Source organism: Porphyromonas sp. CAG:1061 (genome assembly GCF_000435035.1).
Taxonomy (GTDB): Bacteria; Bacteroidota; Bacteroidia; order Bacteroidales; family Porphyromonadaceae; genus Porphyromonas_A; species Porphyromonas_A somerae.
In genome coordinates this window covers 1-15229 of record NZ_HF988917.1, presented here as the reverse complement: position 1 = coordinate 15229, position 15229 = coordinate 1, and the positions used below count along the sequence as shown (strand labels likewise).

The 15229-nt window shown below is 45.6% G+C and carries 11 protein-coding genes and 1 pseudogene; all 12 read right to left on the bottom strand.

Annotated features, from left to right (window positions below; genetic code table 11):
• Positions 1 to 376 (bottom strand): RNA polymerase sigma factor (locus QVO39_RS05110; protein ID WP_288171794.1); only part of this gene is annotated, 376 nt, incomplete at its 3' end.
• Entirely contained in the window at positions 373 to 2466 is a 2094-nt protein-coding gene (locus QVO39_RS05105) for an HD family phosphohydrolase (RefSeq protein WP_021903286.1), read from the bottom strand. The genes QVO39_RS05110 and QVO39_RS05105, both read right to left, overlap by 4 nt.
• A 147-nt stretch (positions 2467 to 2613) precedes the next feature.
• Positions 2614 to 3510: a bifunctional methylenetetrahydrofolate dehydrogenase/methenyltetrahydrofolate cyclohydrolase FolD gene (folD, locus tag QVO39_RS05100; protein WP_021903284.1), complete on the bottom strand. Its 897-nt coding sequence runs from the start codon at positions 3508 to 3510 to the stop codon at positions 2614 to 2616.
• Between the two features lie 68 nt (positions 3511 to 3578).
• Complete coding sequence (gene ffh, locus QVO39_RS05095) at positions 3579 to 4925, bottom strand: signal recognition particle protein (RefSeq protein WP_021903283.1); 1347 nt, start codon at positions 4923 to 4925, stop codon at positions 3579 to 3581.
• Positions 4926 to 5022: 97 nt separating this feature from the next.
• Entirely contained in the window at positions 5023 to 6519 is a 1497-nt protein-coding gene (locus QVO39_RS05090) for an MBOAT family O-acyltransferase (protein ID WP_021903282.1), read from the bottom strand.
• A 50-nt stretch (positions 6520 to 6569) separates the two neighbouring features.
• A complete protein-coding gene (locus QVO39_RS05085; protein WP_288171793.1) occupies positions 6570 to 7808 on the bottom strand; it encodes a GDSL-type esterase/lipase family protein in 1239 nt (412 codons plus the stop codon).
• Between the two features lie 3 nt (positions 7809 to 7811).
• Positions 7812 to 9197 carry an SGNH/GDSL hydrolase family protein gene (locus QVO39_RS05080; RefSeq protein WP_021903280.1) on the bottom strand — a complete coding sequence of 462 codons (1386 nt, stop codon included), beginning with the start codon at positions 9195 to 9197 and terminating at the stop codon, positions 7812 to 7814.
• Between the two features lie 136 nt (positions 9198 to 9333).
• Positions 9334 to 10158, bottom strand: coding sequence for a metallophosphoesterase (locus tag QVO39_RS05075; protein WP_021903278.1), 825 nt, complete (start codon positions 10156 to 10158; stop codon positions 9334 to 9336).
• Between the two features lie 48 nt (positions 10159 to 10206).
• Complete coding sequence (rhuM, locus tag QVO39_RS05070) at positions 10207 to 10575, bottom strand: RhuM family protein (RefSeq protein WP_021903277.1); 369 nt, start codon at positions 10573 to 10575, stop codon at positions 10207 to 10209.
• 175 nt (positions 10576 to 10750) lie between these two features.
• On the bottom strand, positions 10751 to 12898 hold the full coding sequence (gene scpA / locus QVO39_RS05065) for a methylmalonyl-CoA mutase (RefSeq protein WP_021903276.1): 2148 nt from the start codon (positions 12896 to 12898) through the stop codon (positions 10751 to 10753).
• Between the two features lie 21 nt (positions 12899 to 12919).
• Complete coding sequence (mutA, locus tag QVO39_RS05060) at positions 12920 to 14791, bottom strand: methylmalonyl-CoA mutase small subunit (protein WP_288171792.1); 1872 nt, start codon at positions 14789 to 14791, stop codon at positions 12920 to 12922.
• A gap of 140 nt (positions 14792 to 14931) precedes the next feature.
• Positions 14932 to 15229: pseudogene (locus QVO39_RS05055) on the bottom strand (hypothetical protein); the annotation flags it as partial.

Here is a 15229-nt window from a genome sequence, read left to right as displayed (position 1 = left end):
CCTCTGCAAGGTCACCATCAAAGTAGGGGTCGCTCATAAGCATCTGAGTGAGGTCATATTCCTCAGTGGTTAATGGTAGCCGTCGCATCTTCTTCTCCTTACGGATATGTGAAAGTGCCTCATTGGTGGCAATACTATAAAGCCAAGTGCTCAACTTTGACTGCCCCTTAAACGTACCGATATGTCGCCAGACCTTTACAAAGGTATTCTGTAGCACATCATCGGCCTCCTCATGTCGGTAGACAATACGACGAATCACAGCATACAACTGCTGGGAGTAGCGATCTACCAAAAAGCTAAAGGCCACCTCTAGGGTATCGGGATGGGTGAGTAGCTTCAATAGCTCCTCATCGGATATATCGTGGGGGATATTCATTTATCGACTTCCTCAGCTGGCTTTTTATCTTCTGATGTATTTGGACTTCTACGCAATTCGGGATAGTCTATGCGAGAGTGATACATATTGCGCAGCTTATCTATAAATACGAACTTTGTGGTCTCTATATCGCGGAAAGTGAGCGGTGTATTTTTGAGATAACCATCGGTCATGATACCATCAACGATCTTATTGACATGATCTATCAGTACCTGCTCGGTAGTAATTTCCTTGAGACTTCGGGAAGAGGCTTCCACAGCATCGGCAAGCATCATCACACCCTGTTCTTTCGTCCATGGGTTGGGTCCTGGATAGTGGAAGATACTCTCATCAATCACCGCATCGGGGTTTTCATTTTTATACTTGATGTAGAAGTACTTAGTCATCCCCAGACCATGGTGGGTGCGGATAAAGTCGATGATGGGCTTTGGAAGCTTGGCTTTCTCTGCCATTTCGATGCCATCGGTCACATGCTTGATAATAATGCGCGCACTCTGATCGTAAGAGAGCCGGTCGTGAGGGTTATTAGCACCTTGGTTTTCGGTAAAGTAGGTAGGGTTTTTCATCTTCCCTATATCATGATAGAGTGCCCCACTCCTCACAAGTCGCACATCACCACCGATTTCTCCAATAGCCTCAGATGCCAAAGTGGAGACATTGAGTGAATGCTGGAAGGTACCTGGTGCTACCTCGCTTAATTGCCTCAATAATGGTTTATTGATATCAGACAGCTCTACTAAGCTAATACTAGATATATACCCGAATACTCGCTCAATAACATAGACCATCAAGTAAGCAAACATCAGGAAAATGAAGTTGATCACGAGATAGAATAGAATATTCCAATCCATACTCTCTGGCACTCCCTGACGGGCAATCAGCATGGCGTAGTAGGAGACAACCATACCAAACAAGGTGGCAAAACTGGTACGAATCAAGTCGCTGCGCTGCGAAAGGTTTCTCAGAGTAACCAATACAATTTGTCCCGCAATCAGCTGAATCACCACAAACTGTAGAGGAGATGGCACCACCAAGGCAGCTAGTAGCACCGTAACTAAGTGGGTGATAGAAGCGGTACGGCTATCAATAAACACACGTACCTGTATCGCCACGATACTAAATGGGATCATATAGGTGACTGCAGGCTCAATGGGGACAAGGATATAAGCCAAAGCCACCAGCAGGGAGACATTGAGAACTAAGAAAACAGTGTTCTTTATCTGCTTTAATAACTCCTCCCTAAAGGCGACAAGGTAAGAGAATAGAACTAAAAACAAGAAGAGGATCAAGAAGAATTGACCAATCAAAAGGACGATGCTCTCAGCGGTGGTGGTAGAAGCGTGTTCAAAAGCTGTGCGATACCCCTCCAAAACCTGATAAATTTCGGGGGTTACCACATCGCCTGTACCAACTATTCGCTCTCCTTTCTGTACCTCACCTACTATATCCGTTACCGTTGCCAACCTTGCATTTTGCATCTGATTGGTCTTATTCTGGTCTAGCACTAGGTTACTGCTGAGGTACTTCTCTATATTAATCTGCTGCAACACCTGTGGGCTGAGGTTGTGAGGTGCGCTTTGCATCGCATAGTCATACGCCATCCTCGCATTAAAGATATCATTGGCATCTTTACGTATTGCCACATTCATCTCATCCACCACGAAGATATAACCGCCCTCTTGACTGGCTAGCAGGTCATACGCATCATTAGAGAGAATCCCTCTATCGTATATCTCATCTAGGATCTTATGGATATACTGTATATAGTCACTGGTCACTTCGCCACCTAGCCGGCCTTCTGTAAAGTCCTTGGTGATTTGATTTTTCGCCGAGAGTTTTACAGAGCTACTCAGTGTGAAGTAATTGATTTTAGTGCGTTCGATACTATCTCGCTCCAATACTTTCTGTGCGTCACTCTTATACACAGGGAAGCTATAGGGTGCCGTGAGCACCCCTTCATACCTCCAAGGCTGACCAATGCTATAGTCGTACTTAAACTTTAGCTTAGTAGGATAGAGCAGCGTCATCAAGACGGCTGCCACCACAAAGATCAAACCACTTTTTATTTTACTAGATTTATATAGAGCCATAAGGAATAGGTATCTAAACGTGTCTATCTAGCTACTAGATATACCACTTATCAAAATAGAAGAAGATTTTTTTGGATACACTCCCACAGGTGAACATTAATCGGTCACCTGTGGGAGTCTTATCCATCTTTCTTAAGAAAAATACAATTACTTAGCTTCCATCCCCCTACGACGGCGGGCACTAATTAGCGTATTTCGCATCAGAGAGATAATGGTCATAGGCCCCACGCCACCAGGTACAGGAGTAATGTAAGAGGCCTTAGGAGCCACTTCGTCGAACTTAACATCGCCCGTGAGCTTGAATCCACTCTTGCGACTAGCATCGGGCACACGAGTAGTCCCTACGTCTACCACTACTACACCCTCCTTAACCATATCACCGGTAAGGAATTCTGGCGTGCCAAGGGCAGCAATGATGATATCCGCCTCACGAGTAATCGCAGCGATATCCTTAGTCCTACTATGGCAGACCGTCACTGTCGAATCTCCTGGATAGGCCTTGAGCATCATCAGCTGTGCCATTGGCTTGCCTACGATATTACTTCTACCGAGCACCACACAGTGCTTGCCCTTTGTCTCAATATTATAGCGCTTCAGTAGCTCCAAGATACCTGCTGGTGTGGCAGAAACAAAAGATGGCAACCCGATACTCGTTTTCCCCACATTGATAGGATGGAAACCATCGACATCTTTATTAGGGTTGATTGCCTCAATAATCTTTTGCTCATCTATATGCTTAGGAAGGGGGAGTTGAACGATAAACCCGTCCACACTATCATCATTATTCAAGCGATCTATAGTATCAAGTAGCTCTTTTTCTGTCACGTTGTCTTCAAACCTAATCAGCTCATCTTCAAAGCCTAGTTCGCGACCCGTTTTCATCTTAGAAGCAACGTAAGTCTCGCTACCACCATCATGCCCCACCAGTATTGCCACCATCTTTGGGGGCTTATGCCCAGCAGCAACAATCTCTTTTACCTCGGCAGCAATCTCAGCTTTCATGTCAGCTGAAATCTTTTTGCCATCTAATAATTGATAATTCATAGTTTGATATTTTACATTAACACGTTCTATTGATACAACAAACGATGTCTACAAATGGTTGAGGGCACTTACCTTCCACCCATTTGTCGCTTCAAGGCACCCATATTCATACCTCTCCGACCACCTTTTGCACCGCCCATCAGTTGCATCACCTTGCGAGCCTGCTCAAATTGCTTCAGCAGCTGATTCACTTGTGCCACCTCCACACCACTTCCAGCTGCAATACGCTTACGTCTATTACCATCAATGATTTTGGGATTCTCCCGCTCCTCGGGGGTCATCGAGTAGATAATAGCTTCAATTCCCTTAAAAGCATCATCATCCACATCAAGGTCACGGATCGCCTTACCTACCCCAGGGATCATCCCTAATAGGTCCTTAAGGTTACCCATCTTTTTAATCTGTTTGATCTGCTCAAGGAAGTCATTGAAGTCAAATTGATTCTTCTTGATCTTTCGCTCAAGTTCCTTAGCCTTCTCCTCATCGTACTGGTCTTGCATCCTCTCTACGAGCGATACCACGTCGCCCATTCCTAGGATACGATCCGCCATACGCTTAGGGTGGAATACATCAAGAGCATCAAGTTTCTCACCCGTACCGATAAACTTAATGGGCTTCTCCACTACCGAACGGATAGAGAGAGCTGCACCACCACGGGTATCGCCATCTAGCTTGGTAAGTACTACTCCATCAAAATTAAGACGGTCGTTAAACTCCTTAGCGGTATTCACGGCATCCTGACCCGTCATAGAGTCCACCACGAATAGAATCTCAGTAGGATTCACCGCCTTTTTGATATTGGAGATCTCCTCCATCAGCACCTCGTCAACGGCCAAACGACCCGCTGTATCGATAATCACTGTGGTGAAGCCCTCCTTTTTGGCCTTCTCAACGGCATGCTCAGCAATCTCTACCGGATTCTTATTACCCTCTTCAGTATAGACAGGCACATTAATCTGCTCGCCCACTACCCGGAGCTGCTCAATAGCCGCAGGTCTGTATACGTCGCCAGCCACTAACAGAGGTTTCTGACCACGTTTATCATGCAGATACTTCGCCAACTTACCCGAGAAAGTAGTTTTACCAGATCCTTGCAGACCGCTCATCAATATGATGTTGGGCTTTCCATCAAGTACTAGCTCCGAAGTCTCTCCACCCATCAAGGCGGTCAGCTCATCATGGACAATCTTCACCATCAGCTCACCTGGCTTTACAGCTGTGAGCACCTTCTCTCCGATGGCTTTCTCCCTTACTCTCTTGGTAAAGTCACGTGCGACATCAAAGTTAACGTCCGCCTCAAGAAGTGCAATCCGTACCTCCTTAATGGTATCGGCAATATTTAGTTCTGTGATAGAGCCCTCACCCTTGAGGTTTTTCATCACTCTATCCAATCTATCCGAAAGATTATTAAACATCTCTTACTCTTAGAAATATATGATTTTACTTACCTCGCAAATTTACCAATTATTTTGCACCTCACTCAGGAGTCGCAATAGCGAAACCTACTATGCTCTAAAATTGGAAGTAGATAAAAGGTTGCACGCCTATGGAGCGGAACTGAACAAGGATGATAAAGACAATAGCCAATAGCATAGCCTGACCCACGAGAGGTAGGCGTGTCACAAACCCTTGAATGTTGCGACGAACGGCCGCAGGTGTAAAGTGAACTAAGAAGCCTATTGCCATAAGTATGGAAACCACTTTATAGCCTGCTATGAATTGACCCGCCACCTCGGGGTGGAACTCATGGGCAATCATATCCAGCATTACCCAGACATCCGACAGATTTTCCATACGGAAGAAGATCCAGGCAAAAGCAACAAAGTGGAAGGTGAGTATCACCGAGAAAAAGCGGACGATGGGATTCATCCCCTCCCCAGTAGGTCGTAAGAAACCGACAAATGAGAGCAACCACTTTTGCAGAGCAAGTGCCAAGCCGTGCAAGCCACCCCATATGACAAACCTAAGGCTAGCCCCGTGCCACAATCCTCCAAGCAGCATGGTAATCAGTAGATTGATATAGGTGCGTAGCTTGCCCTTCCGATTACCTCCGAGCGATATATAGAGGTAGTCTCTAAGCCACGAGGAGAGCGAAATATGCCACCGTCGCCAAAATTCAGTGATGGTAGCCGATTGGTAGGGGAAGTTGAAGTTGATGTTAAATCTAAAACCCAACCAAAGTGCTATCCCAATAGCGATATCCGAGTAGCCCGAGAAGTCACAATAGATTTGGAGAGAGTAGCCATAAACCGCCATCAGATTCTCAAAGCCTGTATAGAGGGATGGGGCATCAAACACCCTATCCACAAAGTTGAGGCTGATGTAATCAGAGATAACGCCCTTTTTGAGCAAACCGAAAAGAATCAGATAGAGGCCTTCGCCAAACTCCTCCCGTGTTACCACTGGAGTGCGGTATATCTGCGGGATAAAATCTTTCGCCCTCACGATAGGACCAGCCACCAATTGGGGAAAGAAAGAGACGTAAAATAGGTAGTCCACCCACTTACCAAGCGGCTTGATCTCTCCTCGGTAGATATCAATCACATAGCTCATTGATTGGAAGGTGAAGAAGGAGATCCCAACGGGCAGAAAGATATCAAACTGATGTGGCTCAAAGGGAGTACTCACCCACCCTAACCACTCCCCAACACTATAGAAAAGGGGACCAAAAGTATTGTACAGAAAGCCGGTGTACTTAAAGTAGCCAAGCATTCCAAGATTAAAGACAATGGAAACCAGCAACCACCACTTTTTGCCTTGACCCGAAGCCAAAGAGATACGGCGACCAACTAGAAAATCGACCGTAGCGGTGATAATGATAATAGCAGCATACGCGCCACTACTCTTGTAATAAAAGTAGAGCGAGAAGAGCACCACATAGATAATCCTCGCCATCTGCCGATGTCTCAGAGCATAATAAATGGGGATAAAGCAGAGGAAGAGGATCAAAAAGAGCCCACTATTGAAGAGCATTGGTGCCTCGGGCTGGTATTTTAGCAAGTCTAGCATATGATGTACAAGGGTATGGATAATAGCGTTGATCTCCAATCAGTCACAGCCTATTTTTGTCTCGTTTTATCTTGGTAAAAGAGAGGCCTCTGACGCTCCAAGTAACGCCTAAAATCACTCAATAGTGCATAGGCAATAGCTTTACCCGCCTCATCATACCCCTCTCTCGTCAGGTGCACTCTATCTTTTGAGAGCATCCCAGCCACAAGCAGTTCATCCACCCGATCTATTCCACCAAAAGCACAATATATATCAATATAGCCACACCTTAAATGGGCGGCCTCTTGCTCCAATACCTTAGCCACCTCAGCAGCATAAGGAGAAGGAGTCCAGCGGTAAACTCCCCGACGTACCATTTTGGTTTGAAAAGCCGCAACAGGAGAGGTGAGAATAATAGCAGTAGTGGGCAACGCTCTCTGCAAAGCTCCTACAAAACTCCTCACATTACTAGCAAACTGTGTGGAGGAAAATCTGTGAACCAACATATCATTTGTTCCCAATGAAATGATTAGTAGTCGAGGACGTAGTAGCTCCAAATGATCTACAAAACCACGTTGATTCATTGAACTATAAAAAGCCCCATTATAGCCAATGGTATGTAGGAGCGGACCAGGATAGCCATTCTCCAGACTAGCACCATACCACCTTGCCCCTTTCGGAGCTACTAGAGTCAGTGACGAGGCGGGTAGATACAGTCTCAGCGTATCGGCAATTGGTTGTTCGACTGTAGCTAATAAACGTTGCGATGGGCTATCTCCTTTGAGATACAATGGGGGTGTTGAGGCGTCCCGAAATACCACCACCTTCTTTATCGGAAAGTAGTCGGTCGCCGTTATCTCTACTTCACTCATACCATTTGCAGTAAGGGTAATACCTGTAGGGCTAGGAGAGTCAACATATTTTCGTGATGTGATAAAACTCCCTGACCACCCACTCTTATTGCCTGATATCTTAGCTGGTTGGGGCTGATTGCTACGCAGAAAACGGTAGGGAGCTACCCACCCTAAGCCACCAATTCCAAAGTAATCATCGAAAAACTGACGGATAGGCATACTAAAGTAGCCCCCTTGTACGTGCGAATCGCCAAGATGAATAATCGGAATCGTCACACTATTCATCGGTGAAGCACAGAGTTGCCAGAATTCATCCAAATAGCCTTCGGGAGCTTGTAGGGTACAGAGCTCCACCTTCAAAAGATCAAGCTTAGAGGGGTTTTGGGCTGCAACATTTGGACAAAATGGAAGCAACAACAGCAGAAAAGCCATATAAAATCTACTAATTCTCATCATCTTCTACTCCTCCACCAACGAAAGATAAAGACGCTTAGCGAGTTGTCTTCCACCAGCTCCACTGAGATGGGTATAATCCTTCGCCATCCACCCTTTCTCTACTAAATTCTTCACTCCGCCAAGTTCCTGTATTACCCTGTAGGTATCCCAGTACAAACAACCCTCCTCTTTAGCCAACTTCTTTTGAATCGCGCGCACTTTATAGACCCCCTTAAGCGTGGTGACATTACCCTCTTCAATAGTTGCTCTATCCGAAACGGAAAGCAATAACACAACTGCATCAGGATAGAGTGCCTTGATATGCTCCAGACTCTTCTTCATCTTCCTATAATACCAGTAGTAATCATCGCCATTTTCCTCGGTAGAAAGTGCATTTAGCCCAAACGAAAGAATAATGAATCGGTAATCCCTCACCTCGCTCATCTCACTGCAGAGAGCGTCACTCAGGCGAGTCAACTCACCACCAGAAGCACCTCTTCGACTCATATTATCTACGGAGACTCCCGAAGATCCGTCCAAGTAAATGCCGTGAATATCTATATCATCGCTCTGTACACTGAGATTGAGAGAAGAGATATTTTGCCCTCGTTCTTCCCATAGAGCCAAAGTACCATCAGCTGTAGCACTCAAATCATGTGAAGAGACAATGGTATCATTAAAAGTAGCAGTCAACACTGAGGCCGATTTGCTTTGGTAAAGCAATGCCACCCGATCTACTGAAGAACGCATCTTAAAAGTTACTTCTCCACTGCCTGAGAGGTGGTCATACTGACCTGATGCAGTATACACCCCCTTCTCCAATAGAGTATGAGCTTTCCATTGTCCACTAAAGCGATGCTTGATTGAGGTCCGGAAACGTGCCGTTGGAGAAGTCAAAGGAAGGTACCCCACCCCCTTTCCGCCGTACTTCTGCTGGAGCATACGCCGAAGGTCGGCTACCAATATATCGCCCTCAGTAAAAGAATCGGAAAAGAAAGCAATGTGTAAAGGAGTAGTCCCAGAATCCTCAAGCCACTCGCGAAGGCGAGTAATACCATCACAATTTGGAGTGTAATCCACCAGTATAGAAAGACTATCACCTGGCTCCTCTACCAAAGGGCTTATCTCCTCACTATCGTTAGGCGAAGGAATAGAATCACTCATAAAGGAAGTCTCATCAAAATGATCTTCACTATCCGGACTAGGAATAGACAAGTCGATATCCGCATTTGAGCCGATGGCTTCTTCTGCCCCCTTCGACTTAGAAAACAAATCGCCCAATGGATTAAATACCTTAACCTCTCCATTCACCTTATTCAAAGCGAAAGAGATCAAGTAGGCCAATCCAATTGCCAGCAAACAGACTAAAAAGCTCCGAAAGAGCCACCCCCCTTTAGACCAATTACTCATCCTCAAATACTGCTACCAAAACCATCGCCAAAGGTACCACTTTTTCACCAAAGAAGCCCCTCCTCACCACCAATTACCATAAGGCTGATACACAAGTAGACAATAGAATAAAAACCATCTAGATAGAGCAACACTCTCATCTAAGTTGGTGGAACTCGAGAATGTCGAGTAGCTTGAAGAAGGTGCCACTGATGTTTTGGTGCCAGCTCTGGTGGAAGTGACCATAGCACCAGTAGGAGATGGGGTGATTGGCATCTTTAAGGCATTGATATAATTGATCCATTGTAGCTCTCTCGACATTCACATCTTCCATTAGGTTTTCGTCCTTTAAGCACCACGACGCAAGACCTAGCTTGCTTTGTAGCTCACAAAATGAGGGAGCTGTATGGGTAATGACGGCATCTACTTTGAATTTCTCTCCTATTACCGATAGCTTTTCAGTATCTAGGATAGGAGATTCATTTTCCCAATAATAGTTAGGCTCTAAAGGGTCTTGATCACTTGGTGCGGGGAAACGCCCCTTATTTTGCTGCCATGCCTTTATTCTGTACTGTCTATCTATAGAGATGGCACCTCCTACACATAGGATCGTAAGTCCAGCCGCCTGAATAATAGAGTAGTCTGGCACAGCGATAAATCGCTTGTGGTTGATGGCCTTTCCATCAAAGTAAGCTGGATTGTCGTGATTACCTCGTACAAAAACGACCCAATTATTGCTATCATTCAGTGGCTTACGATGACGCTTAGCCACTTCCTTATAGTAGCCTATTTCATTAAACCCAAAGCCACAGTCTCCAGCAACAATTAGAAGCGTGTTCTCCAATTGATACTGCAAACATAGCTTTCCTATCATTCCATTAAAGTCTCCATGAATATCCCCACAAACCACTACACTCTTGGCTTCAGGAAAACTCAAATGATAGATATCTTTTTGCCCTATTGTCTCTAAATTGTTACTCATCTGGCTTTATTCTTTTGGCGACACTCTGCTCTCCTCATTGCCCTAAATTCACCTAATAATTGGACATGTGACCTTCTCTTTGAGAAGTCGCTGACACTTCCGAAACTGCGTTCCCCTTTTGCTTCTCACTCGAAAGCCTATAGCTAAAATCATATCAAGGGCATAGAAAGTTACCTGATAATTCTTGCCATCAGAAGCAGTTGTCAAATAATCTTTGACAACTGAATTTGCATCTAACTCACTCTCCTCCAATATGTTTGCTACGTGATAACTAATGGTCTGTTTAGAGGTGGAAAAAAGTTCTGCCATCTGATTTTGGTTCATCCAGATGTTTCCGTCCTTTGCATAGAGGATTACACTCGCTTTACCATCATCAGTATTATATATGATAATCTGATTATCTTTCGCTTGCTCCATAGTGTTGATTGCTACCTATCTCACGTAATAATTGGTCTTTCTCTCTTTACAAATATAATCATTTTACTGCATTCATCAGCAGTCACTGGGATGGTGATGTGGTGGGAATGGGGCAAAACAAAAGGGTTCCGATTGGATAATCGGAACCCTTTTCATTATGTATGTGTGGAGGAAGTTACTCAGCTAGGAGTATCTTCATCAATTCAATAGCTGCCTTGGAGACAGAAGTACCTGGCCCGAAGATAGCTGCCACACCAGCCTTGTAGAGGAAGTCGTAATCCTGTGCTGGAATCACACCACCAGCGATGACGATGATATCCTCACGGCCTAGCTTCTTGAGCTCCTCGATCACTTGTGGCACAAGTGTCTTGTGACCGGCTGCAAGTGAAGAGACACCTAGGATATTGACGTCATTCTCCACAGCCTGCCTTGCAGACTCTGCTGGGGTCTGGAATAGAGGACCCATATCTACGTCGAAGCCCACATCGGCATATCCAGTAGCCACTACCTTAGCACCACGATCGTGACCATCCTGGCCCATTTTGGCAATCATAATACGTGGCTGACGTCCTTCTTTCTTTGCAAACTGCTCCACAAGGCGAGTTGCCTCCTGGAAGTCTGGATCATTATTTGTTTCTGATGAGTACACGCCTGAAATAGTACGAATAATTGCTTTATAACGCCCTACGACCTCCTCGCAAGCGTCGGAAATCTCTCCTAGTGAAGCCCTTGCCTGAGCCGCTTTCACAGCTAGTTCAAGTAGGTTACCAGTCTTAGTGCGAACCGCCTCTGTGATATCGGCGAGTGCCTTCTTCACAGCCTCTTCGTCGCGCTCACCACGAAGCTCCTGCAGACGCTCTACCTGCTGTGTACGAACGGCGGTATTATCCACCTCGAGGATATCGATAGGGTCTTCCTTCTCAAGGCGATACTTATTCACTCCGATAATCACCTGATTGCGAGAGTCAATACGTGCCTGTGTACGAGCAGCGGCCTCCTCAATACGCATCTTAGGCAGACCGCTCTCGATTGCCTTAGCCATACCACCCAAGCTCTCAATCTCCTGGATATGCTCCCATGCCTTGTGTACCAACTCATCGGTAAGACTCTCAACATAGTATGAGCCTGCCCATGGGTCTACCTCACGACATACCTCAGTCTCATTTTGGATATAGATCTGAGTATTACGTGCGATACGAGCTGAGAAATCGGTTGGAAGTGCAATTGCCTCGTCAAGAGCGTTGGTATGTAGTGACTGAGTATGTCCGAGTGCAGCACCCATCGCCTCAATACAAGTACGACCAACGTTGTTGAATGGGTCTTGCTCTGTCAAGCTCCAACCAGAGGTCTGGCAGTGAGTACGAAGAGCCATAGACTTAGGATTCTTTGCTCCAAGGCTCTTGGTGATTTTAGCCCAAAGCATACGAGCCGCCCTCATCTTGGCAATCTCCATAAAGTGATTCATACCAATCGCCCAGAAGAATGACAGACGTGGAGCAAACTTATCAATGTCCATACCCGCCTTGATACCAGCTCTCACATACTCAAGTCCATCGGCTAGAGTATATGCCATCTCGATATCTGCTGTTGCACCGGCCTCCTGCATGTGGTAACCAGAGATAGAGATAGAGTTGAACTTAGGCATATTCTGAGAGGTGTACTCAAAGATATCGGCAATGATACGCATACTAAACTCTGGTGGATAGATGTAAGTATTACGCACCATGAACTCCTTAAGGATATCATTCTGAATAGTACCAGCCATCTCCTCCTGCTTAGCGCCCTGCTCTAGACCTGCAACGATATAAAAAGCTAGGATAGGAAGCACGGCTCCATTCATCGTCATAGATACCGACATCTTATTCAATGGAATACCATCGAAAAGCACCTTCATATCCTCAATAGAGCAAATAGAAACTCCAGCCTTACCCACATCACCCTCAACACGCTCGTTATCGGCATTATAGCCACGGTGAGTTGGGAGGTCAAAGGCTACAGAAAGGCCCTTCTGACCAGATGCAAGGTTACGACGATAAAATGCATTAGACTCCTCAGCAGTAGAGAATCCCGCATACTGACGAATTGTCCAAGGACGCATCGCGTACATCGTGCTATAAGGGCCACGAAGATTAGGTACTACACCAGCAGCATAGTGCAGGTGCTCCATCCCTTCCAAGTCTTCCTTTGTATAGGCTCCCTTTACATTGATCAGCTCAGGAGTAGTCCAGTCGTAATCAATATGATTGGCTTTATTAAACTCTGCGACACTGGGCTGTGACCATCCTCCTTTGAGGATATCTATATCTTTATAATTTGGTTTCATATCTTTTATTTCCCTTTCCTCTTACTTGCTACTTCTTGGTTTGATGCCCATCAGTTCGTTGAACTTCTGCATCGTCTCCAGCACATTGGCCTTGACGTGTACAAAATGCTCAATACCCTTTGCCTGAAGCTCTTCCATGCAGGCAGGAGCTCCAGCAATCACTAGAGGCATCTCGCCCTTCAAAGCCTCAAGAGCTTGAGGTCCATACTCTGCATACTCATCATCACTTGAGCAGAGTACCACGATGTCAGCCCCTGCCTTACGAGCTGCATCCACACCCTCTTGTACTGTCTCGAACCCTAGATTGTCGATCAGCTTGTACCCAGCTACTCCAAAGAAGTTGGAGCTAAATTGAGAGCGAGCCAACCTCATTGCTAGATTACCGATGGTAAGCATAAATACCTTTGGAGTCTTGTCACTTGCTTCGGTAGCAAGTCTTAGCTCCTCAAAGTCGGAAGCACCACGGCGCTTATCAAGGGCTGTAATCTCTTTACCCTCTACCTTGCTATTGTCAATAGCTCTTGTCTCCTCGGTAGCAGTCTCGGTAAAGTTAGGGAATATATTAGTACCCAAGAGGTTCTCTCTACGAGTTGCCACAGCCTTGTGGCGTGCCTCGTTAGAAGCATTCACGGCCTCCTGCACCTTACCCTCATTGGCAAGCTTAGCAAAACCACCTTGCTCCTCAACCTCCAAGAATAGCTTCCAGCCTTGCTCAGCAATAGCTTGCGTGAGGTGCTCAATATAATAGGAACCTCCAGCAGGGTCTACCACCTTATCAAAGTGGCTCTCCTCCTTAAGTAGCAATTGCTGATTACGAGCGATACGACGTGAGAAGTCACTACCCTTAGGATTGTAGTGCTTATCAAAAGGATTTACCGTTACAGAGTGAACACCTGCAATGGTGGCACTCATCGTCTCAGTCATTGAACGAAGGAGGTTAACGTAAGCATCGTAAATCGTCTTATTCCACCTACTGGTCTCAGCATGAACCACCGCCTTAGTTGCTCTATCTGAAGCCTTTTCGTCATTACTACGAACAATCAAAGCCCAGAGCCAACGAATAGCTCTAAACTTAGCTATCTCCATAAAGTAGTTAGAGCCAATACCCATCTCAAAGCGGATACGCTCAGCTACTTCGCTAATGCTCTTACCACTCTTTTCACTCACCTTAGCGAGCATATCTGCACCAGCTGCTAAAGCATAGCCAATCTCTTGGTAAATATAGGCCCCAGCATTCACGAGGTCGACACTCTGGAAAGAAAGACATGTAAACTGTGTCAATGGCTCTGCTGCCTTCAGAACCTCCACAGATGTCTCTACCCACTCCGACCAACGTACGCCAGCACCCAAAGTATGCCTAAATGGATTGAAGCCAAATGAACCTCTTACCTTACCAAGATCTGCCCCAAGAGCCTTAAGTGCCTCCTTCGTTGCTTCAATAAGTTGCACAGTCAGGTCACGACGAGCATAGAGGTTAATCTCCAGCTTATCAAGGTCGATCCCCGCAAGCATCTCTTGGATAGTAGCTGCATTGACGCACTCATCAACAAAGTGGAGGCCAAGACTATTCGCACCACGCTCCATCACACACTTGATATTGGTATTCAGCTGCTTGATATCTCCTTGTACAGCGATATCCTGCCTTACGAGCCAATTATTATCGGCCTTAGTACCCCTTACATAAGGGAACTGACCAGGCAATACATCCTTGGTAGGAAGATGCTCAATATCCTCAGCCCTATAAAATGGCTGAACGTTAAAGCCCTCCTTCGTACGCCAAACTAGCTTCTTCTCGAAGGGAGCTCCCTTAAGGTCTCTAGTGACCACCTCCATCCACTCTTCATTTGAGACTGGAGGAAATTCGCTAAATAGCTTCTCTCTCTTTTCTTTCATAATCATCGAACGATGTGCATTTTGTAGGCTTTTAGTCGTCTACCAATATTATAACTACTAGGGTTTACGCCATTTGGGTTGACGCTCAAGGATAGCAATAACACTCCCAAGAGCAAATGGGTATTATTATCCCTAATTTTTCAATTACAAAGTAACATAAAATAAACCGAAAAAGCAAGGAATTCAATATTTTCTTCCATAAACTTCCCGATTCGCAATACTTCAATGGCACAGCAAACGGAATATACCACGGATATTAAGCAGACATCGCCAAGCACCGAACGACTCTCCTCTCCTGAAATAGTAGACACCAAGGTAGTAACCCAAAAAGTGTGTAAGGCAGAATGCCTCTTTGAACTGCAAAAGTACTTATTTTTTTCGCTTTGCTTTCCATAAACAACAAAGATTGACCAAGAAAGAATTAAGGCAAGGCTGTCG